Annotated in this window: 25 protein-coding genes; 20 read left to right on the top strand and 5 right to left on the bottom strand. The window is 69.3% G+C overall.

Features of this window, described 5'->3' with window-relative positions; translation table 11 throughout:
• Window positions 1-11: 11 nt before the first annotated feature.
• The 15 genes from SLNSH_RS15410 to rpiB all read left to right on the top strand — a co-directional run bounded on the left by SLNSH_RS15410 (window position 12) and on the right by rpiB (window position 12,556).
• Complete coding sequence (locus SLNSH_RS15410; protein WP_106337893.1) at window positions 12-686, top strand: RraA family protein; 675 nt, start codon at window positions 12-14, stop codon at window positions 684-686.
• A 102-nt stretch (window positions 687-788) separates the two neighbouring features.
• The gene (locus tag SLNSH_RS15405; protein ID WP_245422367.1) at window positions 789-1,448 is read left to right on the top strand and encodes a TetR/AcrR family transcriptional regulator; all 660 of its coding nucleotides are present in this window, start codon (window positions 789-791) and stop codon (window positions 1,446-1,448) included.
• A gap of 5 nt (window positions 1,449-1,453) precedes the next feature.
• A complete protein-coding gene (locus SLNSH_RS15400) occupies window positions 1,454-2,695 on the top strand; it encodes a metal-dependent hydrolase family protein (RefSeq protein ID WP_106337921.1) in 1,242 nt (413 codons plus the stop codon).
• Window positions 2,696-2,720: 25 nt separating this feature from the next.
• Complete coding sequence (locus SLNSH_RS15395) at window positions 2,721-3,941, top strand: ABC transporter substrate-binding protein (protein ID WP_106337891.1); 1,221 nt, start codon at window positions 2,721-2,723, stop codon at window positions 3,939-3,941.
• A gap of 77 nt (window positions 3,942-4,018) precedes the next feature.
• Complete coding sequence (locus SLNSH_RS15390; RefSeq protein WP_106337890.1) at window positions 4,019-4,882, top strand: branched-chain amino acid ABC transporter permease; 864 nt, start codon at window positions 4,019-4,021, stop codon at window positions 4,880-4,882.
• Window positions 4,882-5,766 (top strand): branched-chain amino acid ABC transporter permease, encoded by an 885-nt coding sequence (locus SLNSH_RS15385; protein WP_106337889.1) that lies wholly within the window; start codon window positions 4,882-4,884, stop codon window positions 5,764-5,766. The genes SLNSH_RS15390 and SLNSH_RS15385 overlap by 1 nt, the downstream gene beginning before the upstream one ends.
• Entirely contained in the window at window positions 5,763-6,521 is a 759-nt protein-coding gene (locus SLNSH_RS15380) for an ABC transporter ATP-binding protein (RefSeq protein ID WP_106337888.1), read from the top strand. Before SLNSH_RS15385 ends, SLNSH_RS15380 begins: the two co-directional genes overlap by 4 nt.
• Window positions 6,518-7,303, top strand: coding sequence for an ABC transporter ATP-binding protein (locus SLNSH_RS15375; protein WP_342587862.1), 786 nt, complete (start codon window positions 6,518-6,520; stop codon window positions 7,301-7,303). The genes SLNSH_RS15380 and SLNSH_RS15375 overlap by 4 nt, the downstream gene beginning before the upstream one ends.
• Before the next feature lie 102 nt (window positions 7,304-7,405).
• Window positions 7,406-8,194: a FadR/GntR family transcriptional regulator gene (locus SLNSH_RS15370; RefSeq protein WP_106337886.1), complete on the top strand. Its 789-nt coding sequence runs from the start codon at window positions 7,406-7,408 to the stop codon at window positions 8,192-8,194.
• Window positions 8,191-9,087, top strand: coding sequence for an NAD(P)-dependent oxidoreductase (locus SLNSH_RS15365; RefSeq protein WP_106337885.1), 897 nt, complete (start codon window positions 8,191-8,193; stop codon window positions 9,085-9,087). Before SLNSH_RS15370 ends, SLNSH_RS15365 begins: the two co-directional genes overlap by 4 nt.
• A 5-nt stretch (window positions 9,088-9,092) precedes the next feature.
• Window positions 9,093-9,776 (top strand): amino acid ABC transporter permease, encoded by a 684-nt coding sequence (locus SLNSH_RS15360; protein ID WP_106337884.1) that lies wholly within the window; start codon window positions 9,093-9,095, stop codon window positions 9,774-9,776.
• A 10-nt stretch (window positions 9,777-9,786) separates the two neighbouring features.
• The gene (locus SLNSH_RS15355; protein WP_106337883.1) at window positions 9,787-10,461 is read left to right on the top strand and encodes an amino acid ABC transporter permease; all 675 of its coding nucleotides are present in this window, start codon (window positions 9,787-9,789) and stop codon (window positions 10,459-10,461) included.
• Window positions 10,461-11,216, top strand: coding sequence for an amino acid ABC transporter ATP-binding protein (locus SLNSH_RS15350; protein WP_106337882.1), 756 nt, complete (start codon window positions 10,461-10,463; stop codon window positions 11,214-11,216). Before SLNSH_RS15355 ends, SLNSH_RS15350 begins: the two co-directional genes overlap by 1 nt.
• Before the next feature lie 38 nt (window positions 11,217-11,254).
• Window positions 11,255-12,040 carry a transporter substrate-binding domain-containing protein gene (locus SLNSH_RS15345; RefSeq protein ID WP_106337881.1) on the top strand — a complete coding sequence of 262 codons (786 nt, stop codon included), beginning with the start codon at window positions 11,255-11,257 and terminating at the stop codon, window positions 12,038-12,040.
• A 72-nt stretch (window positions 12,041-12,112) separates the two neighbouring features.
• On the top strand, window positions 12,113-12,556 hold the full coding sequence (gene rpiB / locus SLNSH_RS15340; protein WP_106337880.1) for a ribose 5-phosphate isomerase B: 444 nt from the start codon (window positions 12,113-12,115) through the stop codon (window positions 12,554-12,556).
• A gap of 51 nt (window positions 12,557-12,607) precedes the next feature.
• Here rpiB and SLNSH_RS15335 read toward each other — a convergent pair whose 3' ends face one another.
• The 4 genes from SLNSH_RS15335 to SLNSH_RS15320 are packed head-to-tail and all read right to left on the bottom strand — an operon-like array spanning window position 12,608 to window position 17,647.
• Window positions 12,608-13,135, bottom strand: a complete 528-nt coding sequence (locus tag SLNSH_RS15335; protein ID WP_106337879.1) for a sarcosine oxidase subunit gamma — start codon at window positions 13,133-13,135, stop codon at window positions 12,608-12,610.
• On the bottom strand, window positions 13,128-16,085 hold the full coding sequence (locus SLNSH_RS15330) for a sarcosine oxidase subunit alpha family protein (protein WP_106337878.1): 2,958 nt from the start codon (window positions 16,083-16,085) through the stop codon (window positions 13,128-13,130). Before SLNSH_RS15330 ends, SLNSH_RS15335 begins: the two co-directional genes overlap by 8 nt.
• The gene (locus tag SLNSH_RS15325; protein ID WP_106337877.1) at window positions 16,082-16,354 is read right to left on the bottom strand and encodes a sarcosine oxidase subunit delta; all 273 of its coding nucleotides are present in this window, start codon (window positions 16,352-16,354) and stop codon (window positions 16,082-16,084) included. Before SLNSH_RS15325 ends, SLNSH_RS15330 begins: the two co-directional genes overlap by 4 nt.
• A 42-nt stretch (window positions 16,355-16,396) precedes the next feature.
• Window positions 16,397-17,647: a sarcosine oxidase subunit beta family protein gene (locus SLNSH_RS15320; RefSeq protein WP_106337876.1), complete on the bottom strand. Its 1,251-nt coding sequence runs from the start codon at window positions 17,645-17,647 to the stop codon at window positions 16,397-16,399.
• A gap of 93 nt (window positions 17,648-17,740) precedes the next feature.
• On the opposite strand from SLNSH_RS15320, the gene SLNSH_RS15315 reads away from it, so the two are divergent.
• On the top strand, window positions 17,741-18,715 hold the full coding sequence (locus SLNSH_RS15315) for a GlxA family transcriptional regulator (RefSeq protein ID WP_106337875.1): 975 nt from the start codon (window positions 17,741-17,743) through the stop codon (window positions 18,713-18,715).
• On the opposite strand, the gene SLNSH_RS15310 is transcribed toward SLNSH_RS15315, so the two are convergent.
• Window positions 18,712-19,455, bottom strand: a complete 744-nt coding sequence (locus tag SLNSH_RS15310) for an IclR family transcriptional regulator (RefSeq protein ID WP_106337874.1) — start codon at window positions 19,453-19,455, stop codon at window positions 18,712-18,714. The two genes, SLNSH_RS15315 and SLNSH_RS15310, sit on opposite strands and share 4 nt — an antisense overlap.
• A gap of 109 nt (window positions 19,456-19,564) precedes the next feature.
• Between SLNSH_RS15310 and SLNSH_RS15305 the strand changes: the two genes are divergently transcribed.
• From SLNSH_RS15305 to SLNSH_RS15290, 4 genes are read left to right on the top strand one after another with little or no spacing between them, the layout of a single operon-like run.
• Window positions 19,565-20,251 (top strand): SDR family NAD(P)-dependent oxidoreductase, encoded by a 687-nt coding sequence (locus SLNSH_RS15305; protein WP_245422366.1) that lies wholly within the window; start codon window positions 19,565-19,567, stop codon window positions 20,249-20,251.
• On the top strand, window positions 20,251-20,559 hold the full coding sequence (locus SLNSH_RS15300) for a (2Fe-2S)-binding protein (RefSeq protein WP_106337872.1): 309 nt from the start codon (window positions 20,251-20,253) through the stop codon (window positions 20,557-20,559). The genes SLNSH_RS15305 and SLNSH_RS15300 overlap by 1 nt, the downstream gene beginning before the upstream one ends.
• Window positions 20,552-21,916: an FAD/NAD(P)-dependent oxidoreductase gene (locus SLNSH_RS15295; RefSeq protein ID WP_245422365.1), complete on the top strand. Its 1,365-nt coding sequence runs from the start codon at window positions 20,552-20,554 to the stop codon at window positions 21,914-21,916. The genes SLNSH_RS15300 and SLNSH_RS15295 overlap by 8 nt, the downstream gene beginning before the upstream one ends.
• Window positions 21,913-23,070: an NAD(P)/FAD-dependent oxidoreductase gene (locus SLNSH_RS15290; protein WP_106337870.1), complete on the top strand. Its 1,158-nt coding sequence runs from the start codon at window positions 21,913-21,915 to the stop codon at window positions 23,068-23,070. The genes SLNSH_RS15295 and SLNSH_RS15290 overlap by 4 nt, the downstream gene beginning before the upstream one ends.
• Window positions 23,071-23,140: the final 70 nt, after the last annotated feature.

Genomic DNA, 23,140 nt, shown 5'->3' with positions numbered 1-23,140 from the left:
CGGAGCCGGACATGCCGAACCTTGACGCGACCCTCGACCCCGCCGCCCTGACGAGCAGGTTGAACGCCGCCGTGCTGTCCGACGTGCTCGACTCGCTCGGCCGTCCTGGGCAGGCGCTCAAGCCGTTCGTGCGGCCCCTGGACGAGGACTCGATCCTGTGCGGCTTCGCCCGCACCGGCCTCTACATGAAGCGTTTCCACACGGTCGAGGGCGCCAACCCTTATGCGATCGAGATGGCGCTCATCGACGACCTCAAGCCCGGCGAGATTCCTGTGCTGGCCTGCGACGGGCCGACGGATCGGATCGCGCCCTGGGGCGAACTGCTGACCACGGCCTCCATGGCGCGCGGCGCCGCAGGCTGTCTCACGGACGGGCTCGTGCGCGACGTGCGCCGCATCAGGCAGGTCGGGTTTCCGGTGTTCCACGGCGGGATCGGCCCGCTGGATACGAAGGGTCGCGCCGAGATGATGGCCATGGACGAGCCCGTCGAAGTCGCGGGCGTGCCGGTCAGGACCGGCGACTTCGTTTTCGGCGATGTGGACGGCGTGGTGGTGGTCCCCCGCGAGATCGCCGCGGAGGCCGTCCGCCTGGCGCTTGAGAAGATCGAGGCCGAGGACAAGACACGGGACGAGTTGCTGCGCGGGGAGCTGCTCAGCGCCGTTTTCGCCCGTCACGGCGTGCTCTGAGGGATTGCGCTTCACCTGACGCGTCTGGCTCCTTGGGCGGCGGCTTCGCCAACAAACATGCTTGCATGTTTGTTTGTGGCTCTCTAGCGTTGCGCCATGCCGATGGCGAAGCCCCAGCGTCGCACCCAGGAGGAGCGGTCCGCCGAGACGCGGGCCCGGCTCGTCGAGGCGACGCTCGATTGCCTGAACGAACGCGGCTACCCCCGCACCACCACCGCCGAGATCGCCGAGCGGGCCGGCGTGACCCGCGGCGCCCTGAACCACCATTTCCCCAGCAAGGACGCTCTGGTGGTGCGCGCCATCGAGCACCTGCTGAAGTCGGCCACCAGCGACATCCGCGGCCTCGCCGCCTCGGTCAGGGATGGATCGCTCAGCCTATCGGACTTCGTGGAGCGGCTTTGGGATCTGTTCTCGGGCCGCCTGCTGCTGATCACCCTGGAGCACATCACCGAGGCGCGGCACAACGGGGTCTTGCGCGAGGGCCTGATCCCGGTCGTGCGTGAGTTTCACGCGGCCCTGGACCGGATCTGGGGCGACTTCTTCAAGGGGACGCACCTGGACGACCGCGAAGTGCAGACCGCCCTGAACGCGTCGCTCTGCCTCATGCGCGGCATGGGAATGCAGCAGGTGCTGCGGGACGACCCGAGCTACTACCGGGGACTCCTGGATTTCTGGAAATCGATCCTCGCCGACTACTCCCGACGGGATCATGCGCAGGAGGAGCGCCAGCCCGTCCGAGCCGGCGGCTCCAAGGAAAGGTGAACAGCGTGTCCCAGAGCATCATCTTCGAGAACGCCCGCATCCTGGACGGCCGCAGCCCGCAGGGCGAGCACGACCGGCACGTGCGCGTCGAGGACGGCCGCATCCAGGAGATCTCGGATCGGCCGATCCGCAGCGCCTCGGCGCGGACGGTCGACCTGAAGGGCCGCACCCTGATGCCCGGCCTGATCGATTGCCACGTGCACGTGGTCGCCGGTCTCGTGAACCTGGGCCTGAACGCGCTGCTGCCGGACACGCTCGCGGCGTTCCACGCCGCCCGGATCATGAAAGGCATGCTGGCGCGCGGCTTCACAACCGTGCGCGACGTGGGCGGCGCGACGCACGCGCTCGTAGACGCGCTCGAGCAGGGACTCGTCGACGGCCCGCGGCTCGTGATCTGCGGCAAGGCATTGGCGCAGACCGGCGGGCACGCCGACTTCCGCGGCCGCTACGACAATCGCGATCCCGATTACCAGACCCGGCGCCTGGGCTCGCTGGGCCGGATCTGCGACGGCGTCGAGGCCTGCCGCCACGCCGCCCGCGACGAGATCCGCCAGGGCGCGCAGTTCATCAAGATCATGGCGAATGGCGGCGTCGCGTCGCCCACCGACCCGATCGCGTTCCTGGGCTTCTCCAATGACGAGATCGCCGCGATCGTCGAGGAGGCGCGCAACGCCCAGACCTATGTGTCCGCCCACCTCTATACGGATGAGGCCATCGCGCGCGCCGTGAAGCTGGGCGTCCGCTCGGTGGAGCACGCCAACCTGATCGAGCCCGCGACGGCCGCCCTCATGAAGGAGCGCGGCGCCATCGCGTGCCCGACGCTGGTCACCTACGAGGCCCTGAAGAACGAGGGCGAGTCGCTGGGCCTGCCTGCCACCTCGGTCGCCAAGATCGACGACGTGCGCCTGCGCGGTCTGGAGTCCCTGCAGATCATGCGCGACGCCGGGGTCACCATGGCGTACGGCACCGACCTGCTCGGCGAGATGCATCGGCACCAGTCGGAGGAGTTCGTGATCCGCGGCCGGGTGCTCCCCGCCATCGAGGTCATCCGGTCGGCCACCGTGGACGCGGCCGAACTGATCGGCATGAGCGGCCAGATCGGCCTGGTGGAGACCGGCGCGCACGCAGACCTGATCGTGGTCGATGGCGACCCCCTGGCCGACCTGTCGCTGCTGACGCGCCAGGGCCAGCACCTGTCGGCGATCATGAAGGCCGGCGTCTTCGTGAAGGACGCCCTGGCCCAATAAGCACCGCTTCTGGAGGGAGAAGGCAATGACAACGACACGCCGTCAATTCGTGGGAGGGCTTGGCGCCGCCGCCGGCCTCGTGGCCGCGCCGGGGATCCTGCGGGCGCAGACGCAAGGCGTCTACCGCATCGGGGCGCTGTGCCCCGTCACCGGCTCCGGCAGCCCGTTCGGCTCCGGCATGCAGAAAATGATCGGCGCGGCAGCCGACATCGTCAACGCGGCTGGCGGCGCCGCCGGGCGCAAGCTCGAGGTGGTCTACGAGGACACGCAGACCAACCCGCAGGCGGCCGTTCTCGCGGCCAAGAAGCTGATCGACGTGAACAAGGTCCAGATCCTCATGGGGACCTGGTCCTCGGGCGTGTCGCTCGCGGTCATTCCGCTCACCAACGACGCCAACATCATCCTGATGAACACGTCAGGCGCGCCGGCGCTCTCCACGCCGCCGGCGAACGCCAAGGGCCTGTCCTACCGCTACCAGGCGACCAACGACCGCTTCGGCCGCGCCTTCGCGGAGATCTGCGTCAAGGAGGGCTTCAAGCGTCCGGCGACGATGGCGTTCAACAACGCCTCGGGCATCGGCAACACCGAAGGCTTCCGCAAGGCCTGGGAAGCCAAGGGCGGCAAGGTGGTCGAGAGCGTCGTCTACGAGCCGAACCAGCCGACCTACCGGTCCGAGCTGCAGAAGGTGCTCGCCGCCAATCCCGACGTGATCGTGACGGGGTCGTACCTGGCCGACACCACCATCTTCATGCGCGAGTGGTACCAGACGGGCCAAGCGGTGAAGTGGATCATGCCGGGCTGGGCCGCGAGCCCGGACCTGGTGAAGGCGGTGGGCCCGGACGTCGTCGAGGGCGTGATCTCGGTGGATTCCGTGTCCAACGAGAACGCCCCCTCCTACAAGGCCTATGACGAAGCCTACAAGAAGGCGACCGGCCAGCCCGGCCAGGCCAACGTCTATGCGGCCATGACCTGGGACATGGTCCATGTCCTGGCGCTCGCCATGGAGGCCGCGAACTCGGCTGACACCCAGGCCATCAACGCCAAGATCCGCGAAATCGCTAACCCGCCCGGCCAGCAGGTCTTCTCCTTCGCCGAAGGCAAGGATGCCCTCAAGAAGGGCAAGATCAACTTCGAGGGCGCTTCCTCGGTGCTGGACTTCGACCAGTACGGCGACGTGACCCCGGACTTCGGCGTCTTCTTCATCGAAGGCGGCAAGCTCAACCGTCGCTACGTTGTGAAGATCTGATACACGTCGGCGGCCTGGCTTCGCGCCAGGCCGCCCTGTCGCGCTCCGGCCTCGGACCGGAAGGCATCGAGACCTCCATGTTTTACGCCCAACTGCTCGTCAACGGCCTCGTGCAGGGGCTCGTGATCGGGCTCGCCGCCCTCTCCATCACGCTGGTCTTCGGCATCGCCCGGTTCCCCAATGCGGCCACCGGCGACGCCATGACGCTTGGCGGCTACTCAGCGCTGGCCGCCTTCAAGGCCACGGGATCCATGGCGCTCGGGGGCGTGGCCGCATTCCTGGCGACCGCGGTCGTGTCCCTGCTGGCCTATCTGGCCGTGTTCCGGCAGCTGGCGAACCGCTCCGTGGTGTCCCTGCTGGTCGCCTCCATCGGCGTCGCCTTCTTTATCCGGGCGGTGCTCGGCGTCACCTTCGGGCACGCGCAGCAGGTCTTCATGGCGCCCCTGTCCCGGCCCTACGTGCTGGGCGGCGTGCGCATCACGCCGCTGGACCTGCAGCTGGCGGCCGTGGCCGCCATCGCGCTCGCGGCCGTGTTCGGGCTGCTCTACTTCACTCCGATCGGGCGCCAGATGCGCGCCGTGGCCGACAACCGCGACCTCGCGCGCGTGTCGGGCGTGCGCCCAGGCCGCGTGATGGTGGCCCTCTGGCTGCTCGCGGGCGGCGTCGCCGGCGTGGGCGGCATGATGCTCGGCGTGAAGACCATCGTGTCGCCCGAGAGCGGCTGGGAGATGCTGCTGCCGGCCTTCACGGCCGCCATCCTGGGCGGCATCGGATCGCCCGGCGGGGCGGTGCTGGCGGGCCTGCTGCTGGGCGTGGCGCAGGAGGCGTCGACGCCCTTCGTGGGCTTCACCTACAAGATCGCGCTCGCCTTCGTGATCATGCTGGCCGTGCTGCTGGTGCGGCCGCGCGGCCTGTTCGGGCGCGTGGAGGGGGCACGCTGATGGACGCCTATCTCGCCGCCATCGCGATCATCGCGCTCATCTACGTCCTGCTCAGCCTCGGGCTGACGCTGCAGTACGGGCTGACCGGGCTCATCAACTTCGGGCATGTCGGTTTCTTTGCGATCGGGGCGTACACGAGCGCCCTGCTGGCCCTCAAGGGCGTGCCGCTGATCCTGACCTTCCCGGCGGCAGCGGTGCTGGCAGGCCTCTCCGCCTGGCCGATCGGCCTGGTTTCGCTGCGCCTGCGGGACGACTATTTCGCCATCGTGACGCTCGGTTTCTCGGAGGTGGTGCGCATCGTCATCACCAGCGAGAAGTGGCTCACCAACGGGGTGCAGGGCGTGCCCGGCATCCCCCGCCTGTTCGAGGGGCTCCAGGGCTTCGCGGCGCAGGCCGCCACGCTGGCCGTGATCCTGGCCGTGACGATCGTGGCGGTGTGGATGATCCTGCGCATCGCGAAATCGCCGTTCGGGCGGCTCATCGAGGCCATCCGCGACAACGAGGAGGCCGTGAAGGCGCTCGGGAAGGACCCGGCGAGCTTCAAGATCCAGGTCCTGATCGTGGGCGCGGCGATCGCGGGCGTGGCTGGCGCCTTCTACGCCCACTACATCACCTATATCGTGCCCGACCAGTTCATCCCGCTCGTCACCTTCTACGTGTGGATGGCGGTGATCATGGGCGGCGTGGGCCGCGTGTCCGGCGCCGTGGTCGGGGCGGCCATCCTGATGGTCTTCCTGGAGGGCTCACGCTTCCTGCGTGACATCGTGCCGTGGATCTCCGAGGTCGACATGGCCTCCGTGCGCATCGGCGTCGTCGGGCTGCTCCTGATCCTGTTCGTGATGTTCCGGCCGCAGGGCCTGATGGGGGACTACACCAAGCGATGACCCTGGAAATTCGGAACGTCACAAAGGCCTTCGGCGGCTTCCAGGCGCTGGACGGGGTGCGCCTGAGCGTGCCGCTCGACTCGCTTTTCGGCCTCATCGGCCCGAACGGCGCGGGGAAGTCGACCCTTTTCTCCGTCATCTCGGGCTTCCTGTCCGCGGACCAGGGCGAGATCACGCTGGGCGGGCGGCGGATCGATGGCTTGTCCGCGCCCGCGCGGGCGCGCGCGGGCATGGTGCGGACATTCCAGGTGCCGCGCGAATTCAGCCATCTCACCGTACGCGAGAACCTGATGGCCGCGGCGCCGGCGCAGACGGGGGAGGGGCTGTTCGGGCTGTTCTTTCGCCCCGGGACGGTGCGGCGCGAGGAGGCCGCCATCGCGGCGCGGGTGGAGGAGACCATCGCGCTGCTGAAGCTGACCAGGGTGGCCGACCAGCCCTCCGGCAAGCTCTCGGGAGGCCAGAAGAAGCTGCTGGAACTCGGGCGCGCGCTCATGGTGGAGCCGCGCCTCATCCTGCTGGACGAGCCCTTCGCGGGCGTAAACCCGGTGCTGATCGGTGAGATCATGGAGCGCATCGCCGAACTCAACGGCCGCGGCATCGGTTTCCTGGTGATCGAGCACGACCTCGAGGCGCTGACCCGCCTCGTCAGCCGCATGGCCGTGATGGATCGCGGCCGGGTGTTGGCCGAGGGCGAGCCCGCCGCCGTGCTCGACGAACCGCAGGTTCGCGAAGCCTATCTGGGAGGCCTGTCGTGAGCGCCCAATCAGTGGCCCAGCCCGTGGCTGCGGATATGACCGAACGGGGCTCTATGGCCGGCGCGCCGCTGCTGCTTGGGGTCGAGGACGTCCGCGGCGGTTATGGCGAGGTCGACATCCTGAACGGGGTCTCGCTATTCCTGCGCAAGGGCGAGATCGTCACGGTGGCCGGCACGAACGGCGCCGGCAAGTCGACGCTGGCCAAGGCCGTCCTGGGCCTGCTGCCCCGGGTGAGCGGCCGCATCCTGTTCGAGGGCGCCGACCTCGTCGGCCTCTCCACGGAGGACCGGGTCGGCCGCGGGGTCGGCTATGTGCCGCAGGTCGCCAATGTCTTCGCCGCCCTGAGCGTGGTCGAGAACCTGCAGGTCGTCGTGGGGGTGAAGGACCAGCGCCGCCGGATCGCGGAGCTGTTCGAGGCTTTTCCACTGCTGGCGGAGCGGCGGCGCGCGCGGGCGGGAAGCCTTTCCGGCGGCGAGCGCCAGCAACTGGCCTTCGCCCGGGCCCTGATGACGAGCCCGCGGCTGATCATCCTGGACGAGCCGACGGCGGCGCTCTCGCCCGCGAAGGTGGCCGAAGCTTTCGAGCTGATCGCGCGACTCCCCTCGCTGAATGTGTCGGTCCTCGTCGTCGAGCAGCGGGCGCGTCAGTGCCTCGCCGTCTCGCAGCGCGGGTACATCCTGGATGGTGGCAAGGTCGCCATCGAGGGCGAGGCCGCCATGCTGCTGGCTGACGAACGGGCCGCCGAGCTTTACCTCGGGCGCACGGAGAAACGTCACTCGTGACATGAGGAGCTAGGCCAATCAGCCGTCCGCGGGAGCCCGTTTCCATGCGAGCCCTTGACGGCCAAGCCTCCGCGCCTCTATTGGTCAGACCAAGGTAAGGACATGACCGCTGATCTTGAAATCACGCGGCTCGGGGAGGCAAGCGGCAAGGGCTTCGAGAAGGTGTTCGCCTTCTTCCGGGACCGGCTGCTCGAAGGCTCGCTGAAGCCCGGCGACCGCCTGATCTCCGAACGCGAACTGGCCGCCCAGCTCGACGTGAGCCGGCCGATGCTGCGCGAGGCGCTGCGGGCCCTCACGGTGCTGGGGGTGCTGGAGATCCGCGAGCGCGTGGGCGCGGTGGTGCGCCGCCCGGACCCGTCCGTGCTCAGCGACTTCCTGACTTTCGCCTTCGCCCAGAGGGCCGAGTTCCTCGAAGACGTGATGCAGGCCCGCATCGCCATCGAGTGCCAAGCCATCCGCTTGGCCGCGGAGCGAGCCACCGTGCTCCACCTCGAGCGGCTCCAGGCGGCGCTGGCGCGCATCGTCGAGACCATCGACGACCCGGACGCCGGCGGGCTCGCCGACTACGAGTTCCACCGGGCCCTGGTGGACGCGGGCGGGTCGGAGACGCTGGTCGTCCTCCACAACGCCCTGTCCGGCATCCTGCGCCTGTCCCACAAGCGGCGGCGGGAGCTGTTGCGCATCTTCCCGTCGATGAAGACCTACCTCATCGAGGACCACCGGCGCATCTTCGACGCCATCGCGGCCCACGACCCGGACCGGGCGGAGCACGTGCTGCGCGAGCATTTCGCCATCGGCGACGATTATCGCCGCCGGGCGGCGCTTGGCCAGACGGACGCCGAGATCGCCACCGCCATCCCCTCCGAAAACACGCAACGGAACCGCCCATGAGCTCGTCTTCCTCCCAAAAGCGCGTCGCCTTCATCGGGCTCGGCACCATGGGCCGCGAGATGGCGCGCAATCTGCTCAAGGCCGGTTACGCCGTTGTCGGGCATGACGTGAACGCCGAGGCCGTGTCCGAGCTTGGGGCGGAGGGGCTCCAGCCCGCCGCGAGCCCGGCGGAGGCCGCCCGGGGCGCGGACATCGCGATCACGATGCTGCCCGACACGCCCCACGTCGAAGCCGTGATCGAAGGGCCGGACGGGCTAGCCTCGGCGCCGCCCGCCGGCAGGCTGATCGTGGACATGAGCACCATCTCGCCGGTGGCCGTCCGCCGCCTTCATGCCGGCCTGAAGGAGCAGGGGGTGGCCTTCGTGGACGCCCCAGTGTCCGGCGGCCCGGTGGGCGCCAAGAACGCGGCCCTGTCGATCATGGCCGGCGGCGACCGCGAGGCTTTCCTGGCCGCCGAGCCTTACTTCCGGGCCATGGGGACCACCATCACCCACGTCGGCGGAACGGGCGCCGGGCAGACCGTGAAGCTCTGTAACCAGCTCATCTGCGGAATCAATCTCCAGGCCGTCTGCGAGGCGCTGGCGCTGGGCCGCGCCGCCGGGGTCGACCTCGAGCAGCTGCGCAAGGTGCTGCTGGGCGGCTCCGCCGCCTCCTGGATGCTTGACCGGCTGGGCCCGGCCATGATCGGGGGCGACGCCTCGGCCGGCTTCCGCATCGACCTGATGCTGAAGGACCTGCGGCTCGTGCTGGAGCAGGCGCAGGCGCTCACGGTGCCGCTGCCGGGCACGGCCCTGGTGACGAGCCAGTACATGGAGGCCAAGGCGCACGGGGAGGGGAGCAACGGCAACCAGGCCCTGTTCCGCGTCTATGACCGCATGACCAACCGGGCCTGAGCCGGATGAGGATCAACCTCGACTTCGGCGCGATCCTGGAGCGGTGGCCGGCCTTCCTGTCGGGCGCGATCCTGACGCTGGAGCTTGCGGTCATCGCCACGGTGTTCGGCACCGTCATTGGCGTGCTGGGCGCCATCGCGCGGCGGAGCGACAACCCGGTGGCGACGCGGGTCGCCGCGCTTTACGTCGAGACGATCCGCAACACGCCGCTGCTGGTGCAGATCTTCCTGGTCTATTTCGGGCTCGCCAGCCTGGGCGTGAAGTTCCCCGCCTTCACGGTCGCGGCCGCCGCGCTGACCATCAATGTCGGCGCCTACACGACCGAGATCATCCGGGCGGGCTTCGACGCCGTGCCGAAGGGCCAGCTCGAGGCGGCCGAGGGCCTGGCGCTGTCACGGTGGCAGATCTACTGGCACGTGGTGATGCTGCCTGCGATCGAGAAGGTCTACCCGGCTCTCACCAGCCAGTTCGTGCTGCTGATGCTGGCCTCGTCGGTGACGTCCCAGATCTCCGCCGAGGAACTCACGGCGGTCGCCAACTACATCCAGTCGGACACCTACCGGGCCTTCGAGACCTACATCCTGGTGGCGATCGCCTATGTCGTCCTGTCGCTGGTGATGCGGGCGGGCTTCTGGGCCCTGGGCCTCGCCTTGTTCCCGCGCCGCCGGCGCCTCGGCACGCCGTTGTGAGGAGGCTGGCATGGGCGGCTCTCTGAACGCGAACCACCTCAGCTTCCTGGCGCATGGCGCGCTGTGGACGGTCGGCCTGTCGCTCATCGCCCTGATCGGCGGCGGGCTCGCAGGCTTCGTTGTGGCGCTGGCGCGCATCTCGCCGGTCCGCGCCGTGCGGATCCTGGCTGCGGGCTACGTCCAGCTCGTGCAGGGCACGCCGCTGCTGGTCATCATGTTCCTGACCTTCTTCGGCCTGCCCCCTCTCGGGATCACGGTGTCGCCGCTGGCCGCGGCTTCCGTGTCGCTCACCATCTACGTCGCGGCCTACCTCGGCGAGATCTGGCGCGGGTGCATCGAGTCGGTGCCACGGCAGCAGTGGGAGGCGGCCGAGGGGCTGGCGCTGTCGCGCACCCAGCGGATGGCGAAGGTCATTCTTCCGCAAGCGATCCGCATCGCCACGCCGCCGACAGTCGGCTTCATGGTTCAGATCATCAAGAACACGTCGCTGGCTTCGGTGGTCGGCTTCGTCGAGCTCGCCCGGGCCGGGCAGATCATCAACAACGCGCTGTTCGAGCCCTTCCTGATCTACGTGATCGTGGCGGTCGTCTACTTCGCCCTCTGCTATCCGATTTCCCGGCTCAGCCGCGTCCTCGAAGCCCAGCGCGGTCGAGGGCGGGCGCGCCTTTCCGTCGAGACAGCCTGATGCAACAGAACGCCGCTTCCGGGGCGGGATCCGCCGTCGTCTCGCTCCGCGAGGTCCACAAGAGCTTCGGCCCGCTGAAGGTGCTCGACGGCGTCACCTTCGACGTCGCGCGCGGCGAGGTGCTGACCATCATCGGCCGCAGCGGTTCGGGCAAGAGCACCGCCTTGCGCTGCATCGACCGGTTCGAGACCATCGACGCGGGCCAGATCGAGGTGTGCGGGCACAAGGTGCACGACCCGGGCCTCGACCTGCGGGCGCTGCGCCAGGACGTCGGCATCGTCTTCCAGAGCTACAACCTGTTCCCGCACCTCACCATCGAGGAGAACATTGTCCTCGCTCCCTCCTCGGTGAAGCGCATTCCCAAGGCGCAGGCCCGCAAAGAGGCGCGCGCCGTGCTGGCGCAGGTCGGGCTGGAGGACAAGCTGCACCACTACCCGGAGCAGCTTTCGGGCGGCCAGCAGCAGCGCGCGGCCATCGCCCGTTCGCTCGCCATGCGCCCGAAGGTCATGCTGTTCGACGAGGTGACCTCCGCGCTCGATCCCGAGCTCACCGGCGAGGTGCTGAAGGTGATCGAGGCGCTCGCGCAGGACGGCATGACGATGGTCATGGTGACCCACGAGATGGGCTTCGCCCGCAGCATCGCCGACCGCGTCGTCTTCATGCACCGGGGCAAGGTGCACGAAAGCGGGACCGCGACGATCCTCACGGCCCCGACAACCCCAGAACTGGCCCAATTCATCGGGACAGGCCTGTGACCGCAAGAACCAACGCTCAACGACAGGGAGAAACCATCATGCGCAAAGCCTCGCTTCTCGCCGCCGCCGCGGCGCTCGTCATGCTCGGGGGCGCCGCCGCCCACGCCGACCAGTACGACGACATCATGAAGGCCAAGAAGATCCGCATCTCGACGGACATGGCGATCCCGCCGTCCGGGATGATGGACTCCAGCATGAAGCCCACGGGCTCGGACGTGGAGACGGCCCAGCTGCTCGCCAAGGACTGGGGCCTGGAGATCGAGTGGGTGCAGACCACGGGCGCGACCCGCATCCCCAACCTGCAGACCAACAAGGCCGACGTGGTGATCTCGACGCTGTCGGTGACGCCCGAGCGCGCCAAGGTGATCGACTTCACCAAGGCCTACGCCTCGCTCCAGTCGGTGGTGGGCTGCCTGAAGTCCGCGCAGGTGAAGGGCTGGGACGACCTGAAGGACAAGACCATCGCGGTGTCGCGCGGGACGACCCAGGACACCGAGCTCAGCGCCATGAAGGACCGCGCCCTCAAGCTGTCGCGCTATGACGACGACGCCACTATGGTGACGGCGGCCGTGTCCGGCCAGGCGGACTGCATCGCCACCTCGGCCACCATCGTCAACCAGATCGGCGTGAAGAATCCGAACCGGGTGTTCGAGCCGAAGGTGCCTATCCGCAACTTCGACCTCGCCATCGGCGTGCGCCAGGGCGAGCCGAAGCTGAAGGAGAAGCTCAACGAGTGGATCACGGCGAACCTGAAAAACGGCAAGCTGAACGAGATCTACAAGAAGTTCCACGGGACCGAACTGCCGGCCGAGATGCGCAGCTGACCCGGGACGGGGCCCGCGCCGCAGGCCGGGCCCCTCCTCATTCCAACAAGAATTTTCGACAGGACCCCCAACATGCGAGTCGTCATCGGGTCGGATCACGCCGGCTGGATTCTCAAGAAGACCGTCATCGAAGAGGTGCGGACGCTAGGCCACGAGGTGGAGGACGTCGGCTCGTTCGACGACAAGCCGGTGGATTTCCCCGATATCGCGCGCCAGCTCACCGGCAAGCTGAAGGCCGGGCAGGCTGACCGCGGCATCATGGTCTGCGGCACGGGCGTGGGCGCGTCCATCGCGGCCAACAAGATCAAGGGCATCCGCGCCGCCGTGTGCCACGACGTGCACTCGGCCCACCAGTCGGTGGAGCACGACGACGTCAACGTGATGTGCATCGGGGCGCAGATCGTCGGGCCCTGGCTCGCCCGGGACCTGGTCTCCGCCTATCTGAAGGCCGAGTTCTCGACCGACGAGGACTGCCGCCGCCGGGTTGAGAAGCTGCACGCCCTCGACGCGGAGTAGGACGACCTGCGTGAACGCGGGCGCCGGCGTCTTCCCGTCCGGCTCCCGCGCTCAGCCGAATTCGCGGCTCATCAGCAGCAGGTCGTCCCACAGGCTCTGGGCGAAGCCGCGCAAGACAAGCAGTTCGAAGGAGTCTTGTCCGGTCCGGGCGAGGTTGGTCCCGATCTGGCCAACCAGCGTCGACGTCGCCGTCCCGACCGGGAAACGCTCCGGGTGAAGGTCGAGCGCCACGCCTTTCGCCAGCATGCGGCGGGACGGCGCGCCGCTGACCCGAATGCGGAAACGGCCGCTGCTTTGGTCGACGACGTGGAGCGAGGGCGCGAGGCGGGCCGCCAGGGCGTCGATCTCGGGGCCGGTGAGCTCCCGGTCCGTGACCACGAACCACTGCCCAGGCCCGGCATTGCGCAGGCCAGGCGAGGCGCCGGCCACCTCGGGCAGGCTCATGTCGGACGGCGGCGTCGCGCCCGCCTTCCCGAGCAGCTGCAGGATGGAGCCGCCGGGCGCCTCGAGCAGGAGGTCGCCGCAGCGGACGGGTTCGGAGGCCACCGCGGGGCGGCGCATGAGCGCTGAATCACGCATGGAGCTTCTCGTTCGCGGGGTCGACGAACACGGGGCTGGTGAGGCGGGCCGTGGTCATTTCGTTGCGCAGTCCATTCCAGACGAGGACCTCCTCGCCATGCCGCGACGCGCCGTTCTTCACGAGGGCGAGGCCGATCGTTGACCCCACGTGCGGGGAGAAGGCGGTGGAGGTGACGTAGCCCTGGTCGTTCTCCAGGGTGGCCGCCGCGCCTTTGCTCAGGACGTGCGACCCGGTGCGGAAGCTCGCGGCCGGGTCGAGCGGAACGAGACCCACGAGTTGCGGCCGGCCGGGGGCCACGAGCGCCTCGCGTGACAGCATGCGCTTGCCCACGAAATCGGGCTTGTCCGCCACCATGCGGGCGAAGCCGAGGTCGGCCGGGACAACGGTTCCGTTGATCTCGTTGTGGGTGACATGCCCCTTCTCGATGCGCAGCACGCCAAGGGCCTCGACGCCGTAGGGCTGGATCCCGAAGGGCTCGCCCGCCTGCATCAGCGCGTCGGCGACGCTCTCTCCGTAGTCGGCTGGCACGGCGAGCTCATAGGCGAGTTCGCCGGAGAAGGAGATGCGGAACAGTCGCCCGCGCAGCCGACCGCCGAACAGGGACACGTCGCGGGCGGCCAGATAGGGGAAGGCGGCGTTCGAGAGGTCCTCGTCCACGACCCGCTGCAACACCTCGCGGACCTTTGGCCCAGCCACGGCCATCTGGGCCCACTGGTCCGTGACTGACGCCAGCCTGACGTCGAGCTCGGGCCAGAGCGCCTGGGCGCAGAACTCGAGATGGGTCATGACGCCGGCCGCGTAAGCCGTCGTGGTGGTCATGAAATAGCGGTCCTCGGCGAGGCGGCTCGTGGTTCCGTCGTCGTAGATGAAGCCGTCCTCGCGCAACATCAGGCCGTAGCGCGCCTTGCCGACGGGGAGCTTGGCGAAGCCGTTGCAGTAGACACGGTTGAGGAATTCGGCGGCATCGGGTCCGCAGACCTCGATCTTGCCCAGCATAGAGACATCGCAGAGCCCAACATTGGCGCGGACGTTGAGGACCTCCCGGTCCACGCTCTGGCGCCAGGTGGTCTCACCGTCACGGGGAAACCAGGACGAGCGGTACCAAAGGCCCGTCTCCACGAACACCGCCCCGCGCCGTGCGGCCCAGTCGTGCAGGGGCGACTTGCGGACCGGCTGGAAGTGCTTGCCGTGATGGGCCCCGGTCAGCGCGCCGAAGGAGACTGGGGTGTAGAAGGGCCGGAACGTCGTCGTGCCGACCTCGCCCGGCGAGACGCCGCGCGCCTTGGCCAGCAGGCCAATAGCGTTGACGTTGGAGAGCTTGCCCTGGTCGGTCGCCATGCCGTTGGTGGTGTAGCGTTTGGCGAGCTCCACGTGGCCGTAGCCTTCGCGTACGGCGAGATCGAGGTCGGCGCGGTGCACGTCGTTCTGGTAATCGACGAAGGCTTTTCCCTTCACGCCGGGGATCATCCAGAGCGGCGGGGCAGGAGCAGGCACGACGTCGCCTTCGACAACCGGCGTCGCCAGCGGGGTGGGCCGGAACCCGAGGTCGCTCAGGGCCGCTGAGGCCTGCCGCACGCCGGACTCGAAGCAGGCGGCCAGGCCGGTCACGCCTGCAGCGGCGCCAGCGAGGGAGAGGCCGTCCACGTCGGGCGCCAGGAAGGCGCCGTGCGCGTCCGACCAGCGGGGCTTGGCGCCGCGCTGGCAGGCGAGGGCGATCACCGGGTTGAAGCCGCCCGCCATGGCCAGGCTGTCCACGGCGATGCGCTCGCGCTTCCCGTCCGCCCAAACATCGACGGCCTGGATTTCGCGCCCGCCGTGGGCGTCGCTGACCACCGCCTCGCGGATGACCCTCGCCCTGAGCCCCGGGAAAGCCAGCGCGTCCGGGCGGGAGTCGATCACCGCCGCCACTTCGACGCCTGCGCGCTCAAGGTCTCCAGCGAGGGCGTAGCCGCTGTCGTTTGTGGTGAATACGGCCGCGCGGCGGCCGGGCGCGACGGCGTGGCGGTTCAGGTAGGTCCGCATGGCCCCCGCTGTCATCACGCCTGGGATGTCGTTGCCGCCGAACACCAGCGGGCGCTCCTCCGCCCCGGTGGCGAGGACTGCGCGCCGGGCCGCAATGCGCCACAGGCGCTCGACGGGGCGCCTGGGGTCCGGCGCAGCGACGTGCTTCTGCACGCGCTCGACCGCGCCGAAGACGCCCCCGTCGTACCAGCCGAAGACGGTGGCCCGAGGCAGGACCTGCACCTCGGGATGGCTCGCCAACTCCCGCAACATCGCGTCCGCATAGGCCGGTCCGGCCAGGCCATCGAGCGTGGCGGTGGTGGACAAGAGGTCGCCGCCAGCGCGCGCGTGCTCGTCCGCCACAATGACTCGCGCCCCGGAGCGGGCGGCCGTCAGCGCGGCGGCGAGGCCGGTGACGCCGGCGCCGACAACGAGCAGGTCGCAATGGGCCCAGCACTTCTCGTAGGAGTCGGGGTCTGCCTCGTAGGTGGCCCTGCCCAGACCGGCCGCCTTGCGGATGAACGGCTCGTAGAGCTTTTCCCAGAGCCCGGCGGGCCACATGAAGGTCTTGTAGTAGAAGCCCGCGCCCAGGAAGGGCGAGAGCAGGCCGTTCACCGCGCCCACGTCGAAGGCCAATGAGGGCCAGCGGTTCTGGCTCGTCGCCTCCAGCCCGGCGTAGAGCTCCTGCATCGTGGCGCGAGTGTTGGGCTCGGTGCGCCCACCCGTTCCGATCGTGACCAGCGCGTTCGGCTCCGCCGCGCCGGCGGTCAGGACGCCACGGGGGCGGTGGTACTTGAAGCTGCGGCCCACCAGCCGCTGGCCGTTGGCGAGCAGGGCAGATGCGAGCGTGTCGCCGGCGAAGCCCTGCATGGGCTTGCCGTCGAAAGTGAAGGCCAGCGATGCGGCGCGGTCGACCAGTCCGCCGGAGGGGAGACGATAGGAGCTCACGGCTGCGTCTCCCCGCCGAGGGCGACGTCGCGGGCGCCGTAGACGTCGTGCGTCAGCGTGTTGCGGCTCACGACGAGCCAGCGTCGGCAGCCGGAGGTGTGGTGCCAGAACTCGTCATAAGCGCCGCGCGGGTTCTCGCGCAGATAGACGTACTCGATCCAGGCCGCTTCGCCCGCGTCCGGCGCGGGCCGGGGCAGGGCGGCGCCCTTGATGGTGAACTCCTCCTTGGGGCGGAGCCCGCAGTGAGGGCAGGGGACGCGGCTGGCCATGGGTCCGGTCTCTCGGGAAGTGGAGGATGCGAGCCGCGCGGCTCAGTGAAGGTTCGGCTGGGCGCCCTGGCCCTTCTCGTCGATGAGATACCCGCGGGCGAAGCGGTCGAGGCGCATCTCGCGCGCCGTCTCGTGAGGCTCGTCCCGGGCGATCAGGTGGGCGAAGCAGTAGCCGGAGGCGGGCGTCGCCTTGAAGCCGCCGTAGCACCAGCCGGAGTTCAGGTAGAGATTGTCCAGGTGGACGCGGTCGATGATGGGCGAGCCGTCCATGCTCATGTCCATCACGCCGCCCCAGGAGCGCAGCACGCGCACCCGCGACAGGGCCGGGATCATGGCCTTGCCGGCCTCCGCGACGTGCTCGACCGTCGCCAGGTTTCCGCGCTGGGCGTAGGAGTTGTATCCGTCGATGTCGCCGCCGAAGACGAGCCCGCCCTTGTCGGACTGCGACACGTAGAAATGCCCGGCCCCGAAGGTCACGACGCAGTCGATGAAGGGCTTCAGCCCCTCCGACACGAAGGCCTGCAGCACGTGGCTTTCGAGCGGGAGCTTCAAGCCGGCCATGGCGGCCACCTGCGACGAGTGACCCGCGGCGGCGAGGGCGAGCTTGTTGCAGCCGATGAAGCCGCGGGTGGTCTCGACGCCCACCGCCCGGCCACCCTCCCGGCGGATGCCGGTGACCTCGCAATGCTGGATGACGTCCACGCCGTGGCTGTCCGCGCCGCGGGCGTAGCCCCAGGCCACGGCGTCATGGCGCACGGTGCCGCCTCGGCGTTGGAGCAGCCCTCCCTGAATGGGGAATCGGGCGTTGTCGAAATCGAGGAAGGGCAGCTTGGCGCGAACGGCCTCGCGGTCCAGCAACTCGGCGTCGACGCCGTGGAGGCGCATGGCGTTGCCGCGGCGCGTATAGGCGTCCTGCTGGGCGTCGCTGTGATACAGGTTCAGCACGCCGCGCTGGGACACCATGGCGTTGAAGTTGAAGTCCTGCTCCAGCCCTTCCCAGAGCTTCATGGAGAGCTCGTAGAACGGGTTGTTGCCCGGGAGCAGGTAATTCGAGCGGATGATCGTGGTGTTGCGGCCGATGTTGCCGGAGCCGAGATAACCCTTCTCCAGCACGGCCACGTTCCGCACTCCGAAGACCTTGGCGAGGTAGTAGGCGGTCGCCAGCCCGTGCCCGCCGCCCCCGACGATCACGACGTCGTAATGGCTTTTCGGCTCCGGCTCCCGCCAGGCGGGAGCCCAGTTCCGGTTGCCCGTGAGGCCGTTGAGGAGGAGGGAAAGGGCGGAATATCGCATGGGCGCCTGCTGCCGTGCCGACCTAGGCGCAGACTAAGGGGCGCGGCCAAGGGCCGGTTGTCCCAAAGGGACATTTTCAGATATCGATGAGCCATGATGGAGACAGCGGCGTCGGACGCCCAGACCTATGGCTTTCTTCTGGCGCCCAATTTCGCCCTGATGTCCTATGCGTCGGCGACGGAGCCGCTGCGGGCCGCGAATCTGTTGGCCCGCACAGGGCTTTACACGGTCGAGCCGCTGTCCGTTGGCGGGGAGCCGGTCGCCTGCTCGTCAGGCTTCGCCGTGCCCTGCGGGGACCTCGCCCGGAGGGGCGGCGCCTGCCATACGGTGTTCGTGGTTGCGGGCGGCGGCCCCGCCGACTGGGAGCATGCGCGCCCCGCGTTTCCGATCCTGCGGCGCCTGACGCGGCAGGGCGTGCGAATCGGCGGCATCTCCGGCGGCTCGTTCCTGCTGGCGCAGGCGGGCCTTTTGGACGGGCGCGACTTCACGATCCACTGGGAGCACGCTCCGGCGCTCATGGAGGCCTTTCCGGGGCTCCAGCCGCGTCAGGCGCGCTACGTCATCGACGGCGACCGCATCACCTGCGGAGGAGGCGTCGCCCCGCTCGACATGATGCACGCGCTGATCGCCGAGCGCATGGGTCCGGCCTTCGCCCGGCGCGTCAGCGACTGGTTCCTGCACGCCTCCGTCGCCGAGCCCGCAGCCCCGCAGCGGGGCAGCGCGCCCGAGCGCTTCGGCACGCATCACCCGGGGCTGCTCGCCGTGTTGGAGAAGATGGAAACAGCGATCGAACGACCGCTGGACCGCTCGGCCATGGCGCGGCTCGCCGGCGTGACGCCACGGCACCTCGATCGGCTGTTCGCGACGCATCTCCAGTCCAGCTTCGCCGACGTGTATCGCGCCATTCGACTGGAGCATGGGCTGCGGCTGCTCCAGCAGAGTCCGCTTTCCGTATCGGACATCGCCTTCGCCACGGGTTTCTCCAGCGCATCCCATTTTTCGCGCGCTTTCGGCCGCCGGTTCGGCCGTCCCCCCAGCGCGGCGCGGGAGCGGAAGTGCGCTACCTAGGGCGAAGCTGGCGATAGATCCGCTACGGCCAGGCGGAAGCTTTCTTGCGTCTCGGCCGTGAGGGATGCGGCGGGAAGAGCCTGGGAAATCGCCACCGGACCAAGCAGCGGATCCACGATCCCTGTCGCCAATCCCGCAACCCCGGGGATCAGCGCGCCTTCATCGATGGCGATCCCTGTTTTGGCCATGCGCGCCAGCGCCATGCGGACCCCGTCCGCGGAGATGCGGCCGTCCTGGCGGAAACGCTCGGCGTTGGCGGCAAGGAGCGTGTCCTGCAGGGATGGCGGCAAGACCGAGAGGATCGCGAGGCTTCCAGGCCCAAGGCCCAGGGGGACGCGGCCCCCGACGCCGCTCGTCAATGTCTGGATAGGGCCGGGACCAGTCTCGACGTCCAGGCACACCGCGTCCAGACCGGCCCGGGCGAGCAGGTATGTCGAATGCCCGGTACGCGCCGCAACGCCAACCAGCGCGGGCTTCCATCGCGCGACTGCGGCGGCCGTGTTGCCGGATCGGGCCAGCGCATAAAGAGCCGGTCCCAAGCGGTAGAAGCCTTTGCGGGTCCCTGGCTGGACGAGGCCACGGGACCCGAGGGCGACCAGCGTGCGGTGGGCGGCCGGCTTGGCGCCCCCGACCCGGGCGGCGATTTCGCTGAGCGACAACCCCTCATCCGGCGCTACTCCCAGCACGACAAGGATGTCGGCTGCGCGTTCCGCATTGGTGGAGGACGACTTCGTAGCCATGCCGGTTACGATAATTGGAATTTCCAGCCACGAGAAGTGCGATTATCGGAATAGGATTGACGCGGGCGCTTAGGACTGGTGAGCTTCGCCATGACAGGAGAGGGCGACCATGCGCGTAGCAATGGTGTCAGGTGCGAACCGAGGCATAGGCCTCGCCGTGGCCCGCGAATTGGGCCGGGCGGGTTTCGCCCTGTCGCTCGGCGTGCGCCGGCCGCAGGCGATTCCGCCCGATCTGGCTCCGGACGCGTTTGCGCACCCTTATGACGCCACCGATGGCAAGTCGGCGCGGGCCTGGGTAGAGACCACGGTGGCGCGCTTCGGTCGCCTGGACGTACTGGTCAACAATGCTGGGATTGCGCCTTTCGTCGGCCTGGAGGACGGGACAGACGAGGCGATGGACCTCCTGTTCGACGTGAACGTGAAAGGCCCGTTTCGGGTAATCCAGGCGGCGCTGCCGCATCTCAAGGCTGCCGGCCAGGGACGCGTGGTCAACGTCGCCTCGCTCTCCGGCAAGCGCGTGATGGGCCTCAACGTCGGCTACCAGATGTCCAAGCACGCGGTGGTCGCCCTGACGCATGCCGTCCGCCGGCTCGGATGGGAGCATGGGATTCGTGCGACGGCGCTATGTCCGGGATTCGTGGACACGGACCTGGTCTCTCACGTGACCGACGTGCCGCACGAGGCGATGACCCGTCCGGAGGACCTAGCCCGGATCGTGGCCCTGGTCGTTCAGCTTCCGAATTCCGCCTCCATCGCCGAACTCCTCGTGAACTGCCGCTACGAGCACATGATCTGATGACCGCCGCCCCCAACGCGCCGCTGTTTCACCGCTTGGTCGACCGCTCGGGTCCGACGATCCCCTTCACCATCGATGGAGTCCCGGCGGTCGCCCAGCCCGGCGACCTGCTGATGACCGCCATCCTGCTGAACCGCCCGGCGCTGCGACCCTTCGAGTTCGCCGACGCGCACAGGGCCGGGTTCTGCTTCATGGCCGCGTGCCAGGACTGCTGGGTGAACCTGGCCGATGGGCGGCGCGTGCGCGCTTGCACCACGCCGGTCGAGAACGGGATGGCGGTGGTGATCGATGGAGGCGCGCGTGTCTGACCCGGTCGTCGCGATCGTGGGGGCAGGCCCCGCCGGCGTGCGCGCCGCGGAAGCGCTGGCCCAAGCTGGGCTGCGGCCCATCGTGTTCGACGAGGCGCAGCGCGCGGGCGGGCAGATCTATCGACAACCGCCGCCGGGCGCAGAGCGGCCCGGCGAGGACCTGTATGGATTCGAGGCTGGGAAGGCGAAGTCGGTCCACGCCGTCCTCTCAGATTTGGGAGAGCGGGTGGTTTATCGGCCGCGAACCCTCGTCTGGAACGTTTACGAGCAACGGCTCGACACCCTGACCGACGGCGGCTATGGCGAGCAGGCCTTTGATCGGCTGGTCCTCGCGACAGGGGCGATGGACAGGGTCATACCCTTTCCGGGCTGGACCTTGCCGGGCGTCTTCACTCTCGGCGGCGCGCAGATCGCCCTGAAGGCGCAGGGCGTCTCCATCGGCCGGCGCGTCGCTTTCGTCGGGGCAGGGCCTCTGCTGCCGCTGATCGCGCACCAATACGCCAAGGCGGGCGCCGAGGTCGTCGCCGTTCTGGACGTGACGCCGTTTTCCGCGAGGGCACGGCAAGCCGCAGGGCTCCTGGCGCAGCCCGCCACCTTCGCCAAGGGTCTCTACTACACGGCCCGCAACGCGCTGCGCGGCGGCACGCGGGCCAGCGGCGTGCGCAAGCTTCGCGTGGAAGGCGACGGCCGGGTGGAAGCGCTGGTCTGGACCGGGGCGGATGGCCGCGAACACCGCGTCGCCTGCGATGCGGTCGGGGCCTCCTTCGGACTGCGCAGCGAGAGCCAGCTGGCCGACCTCGCCGGGTGCCGCTTCGCTTTCGATCCTGTCACGCGCCAGTGGGCGCCGGAACGGACAACGGCCGGCCGTTCGAGCCGTCCCGAGGTGTACCTGGCCGGGGATGGGGCGGGCATCGGCGGCGCCGACGTCGCGGAACTTCAGGGCCGGCGCGCCGCCCTCGCGGTGCTGGAGGACATCGGACGCGCTGTGGACGCCAGCGAGGTCGCACGCCTTGACGCGGCGCTCGCCCGGCAGGCGCGGTTCCGCGACGCTCTGGAAGCGGCTTATCCGTATCCCGATCACCTGGTGGCGAGCATCGCGGACGACGAGATCCTGTGCCGCTGCGAGGGCGTGACCGCCGGCGCGCTGCGCGACGCGGTGCGCGAGAAGGGAGCGACGGAGGTCAACCGCGTGAAGGCCTTCACGCGCATCGGCATGGGCCGGTGCCAGGGCCGGGTTTGCGGCCATGCTGCCGCCGAACTCGTCGCGCTGGAGCGGGGCTGCCCGGTCTCAGAAGCAGGCCGGCTGCGCGGGCAGCCGCCCGTGAAGCCTATCCCGGTGGCGGGAGGCGCAGCATGAGCGAGAAGCTGGCGGTCGACGCCTGCGTCGTCGGCGGCGGCATCGCGGGCTGCGCGGCCGCGGTGGCCTTGCGCAAGGCCGGCATGACAGTGGCCGTTCTCGACCGGGGAGCATGCGGCGCAGGGGCGAGCGGCGTCAATTTCGGGGGCGTGCGCCAGCAGGGCCGCAATCTCCATGAGCTTCCACTCGCGCGCCGCTCCCGGCGCATCTGGGACACGCTGGCCGCGACCCTGGAGCAGGACCTCGAGTTCGACGTCTCCGGCCACATCAAGCTCGCCCGCTCCGAGGCGGACATGGCGGAGCTGGAGCAGTATGCCCGCGACGCCCGGGAGTACGGGCTGGAGCTGCAGATGCTCGGCGCCAATCGCGTGCGCAGCGAGATCCCGTGGCTCGGCGACAAGGTCGTGGGCGCCTCGCTGTCACCGGAAGACGGGCAGGCCAACCCGCGTGTCGTCGGCCCCGCCTTCGCCCGGCTGGCGCGTCGACTCGGCGCCGAGGTGCGCGAGCACCGGCGGGTCACGGCTGCCCGGCGCACCGAGCGCGGGTTCGCTGTGGAGGCCGGTGACCTCACGGTGGAGAGCGCCTGGCTGGTGAACAGCGCCGGCGTGTTCGGCGGGACGCTGGCGTCGTGGTTCGGCGAGCACGCGCCGGTCGAGCCGCTGATGCCCAACATGCTGGTGACGGAGCCGCTGCCCTACTTCGTCAGCCGCTCCATCGGCGTGTGCGGCGGCGACGTCTACCTGCGCCAGACCGGGCGCGGCAACGTGATCTTCGGCGGAGGACGCGGCTGGGGCGACGCGGAGATCGCCCGGTCCCGGCCGCTCACGGACCAGTCGCTAGGGGGGATGCAGCGCACGCTCGATCTCGTTCCGGCCCTCACCAGCGCGCAGGTGATCCGCTCCTGGACGGGAATCGACGGTCAAACGCCGGACCGGATCCCGGTGATTGGCCACTCGTCCACCACCCCGCAGCTGGTGCACGCCTTCGGGTTTTCGGGGCACGGCTTCCAGCTCGGGCCGGTGATGGGCGAGATCATCGCCGAGCTGGTCACGCAGGGGCGGACGCCCACGCCGATCGAGCCGTTCGCCATAGAACGCTTCGCAGCCGAAGGCTTCGCCGCCCAAACTGCGGAGCTTACGCACACCGAGCATTGAATTGCAGGCTAGTCGGCGCGCCATCAACGCGCGTACGATCCTGTCCAACACGCGGCGCCGGCTCGACCCG

Origin of the sequence: Alsobacter soli (assembly GCF_003004785.1) — a bacterium.
In the GTDB taxonomy this organism is placed as follows: domain Bacteria; phylum Pseudomonadota; class Alphaproteobacteria; order Rhizobiales; family Beijerinckiaceae; genus Alsobacter; species Alsobacter soli.
Note: the sequence above shows the minus strand (reverse complement) of the source record. Positions and strands in the feature narration are given on the sequence as shown.

Bases quoted from the DNA above. Each gene is read 5' to 3' on its own strand.
- SLNSH_RS15315 (WP_106337875.1), top strand. From the start codon at position 17,741: ATGATGGAGACAGCGGCGTCGGACGCCCAGACCTATGGCTTTCTTCTG.
- SLNSH_RS15380 (WP_106337888.1), top strand. From the start codon at position 5,763: ATGACCCTGGAAATTCGGAACGTCACAAAGGCCTTCGGCGGCTTCCAG.
- SLNSH_RS15390 (WP_106337890.1), top strand. From the start codon at position 4,019: ATGTTTTACGCCCAACTGCTCGTCAACGGCCTCGTGCAGGGGCTCGTG.
- SLNSH_RS15335 (WP_106337879.1), bottom strand. From the start codon at position 13,135: ATGCGTGATTCAGCGCTCATGCGCCGCCCCGCGGTGGCCTCCGAACCC.
- SLNSH_RS15345 (WP_106337881.1), top strand. From the start codon at position 11,255: ATGCGCAAAGCCTCGCTTCTCGCCGCCGCCGCGGCGCTCGTCATGCTC.
- SLNSH_RS15360 (WP_106337884.1), top strand. From the start codon at position 9,093: ATGAGGATCAACCTCGACTTCGGCGCGATCCTGGAGCGGTGGCCGGCC.
- SLNSH_RS15370 (WP_106337886.1), top strand. From the start codon at position 7,406: ATGACCGCTGATCTTGAAATCACGCGGCTCGGGGAGGCAAGCGGCAAG.
- rpiB (WP_106337880.1), top strand. From the start codon at position 12,113: ATGCGAGTCGTCATCGGGTCGGATCACGCCGGCTGGATTCTCAAGAAG.
- SLNSH_RS15385 (WP_106337889.1), top strand. From the start codon at position 4,882: ATGGACGCCTATCTCGCCGCCATCGCGATCATCGCGCTCATCTACGTC.
- SLNSH_RS15350 (WP_106337882.1), top strand. From the start codon at position 10,461: ATGCAACAGAACGCCGCTTCCGGGGCGGGATCCGCCGTCGTCTCGCTC.
- SLNSH_RS15395 (WP_106337891.1), top strand. From the start codon at position 2,721: ATGACAACGACACGCCGTCAATTCGTGGGAGGGCTTGGCGCCGCCGCC.
- SLNSH_RS15325 (WP_106337877.1), bottom strand. From the start codon at position 16,354: ATGGCCAGCCGCGTCCCCTGCCCTCACTGCGGGCTCCGCCCCAAGGAG.
- SLNSH_RS15410 (WP_106337893.1), top strand. From the start codon at position 12: ATGCCGAACCTTGACGCGACCCTCGACCCCGCCGCCCTGACGAGCAGG.
- SLNSH_RS15290 (WP_106337870.1), top strand. From the start codon at position 21,913: ATGAGCGAGAAGCTGGCGGTCGACGCCTGCGTCGTCGGCGGCGGCATC.
- SLNSH_RS15320 (WP_106337876.1), bottom strand. From the start codon at position 17,647: ATGCGATATTCCGCCCTTTCCCTCCTCCTCAACGGCCTCACGGGCAAC.
- SLNSH_RS15365 (WP_106337885.1), top strand. From the start codon at position 8,191: ATGAGCTCGTCTTCCTCCCAAAAGCGCGTCGCCTTCATCGGGCTCGGC.
- SLNSH_RS15310 (WP_106337874.1), bottom strand. From the start codon at position 19,455: ATGGCTACGAAGTCGTCCTCCACCAATGCGGAACGCGCAGCCGACATC.
- SLNSH_RS15305 (WP_245422366.1), top strand. From the start codon at position 19,565: ATGCGCGTAGCAATGGTGTCAGGTGCGAACCGAGGCATAGGCCTCGCC.
- SLNSH_RS15355 (WP_106337883.1), top strand. From the start codon at position 9,787: ATGGGCGGCTCTCTGAACGCGAACCACCTCAGCTTCCTGGCGCATGGC.
- SLNSH_RS15300 (WP_106337872.1), top strand. From the start codon at position 20,251: ATGACCGCCGCCCCCAACGCGCCGCTGTTTCACCGCTTGGTCGACCGC.
- SLNSH_RS15405 (WP_245422367.1), top strand. From the start codon at position 789: ATGGCGAAGCCCCAGCGTCGCACCCAGGAGGAGCGGTCCGCCGAGACG.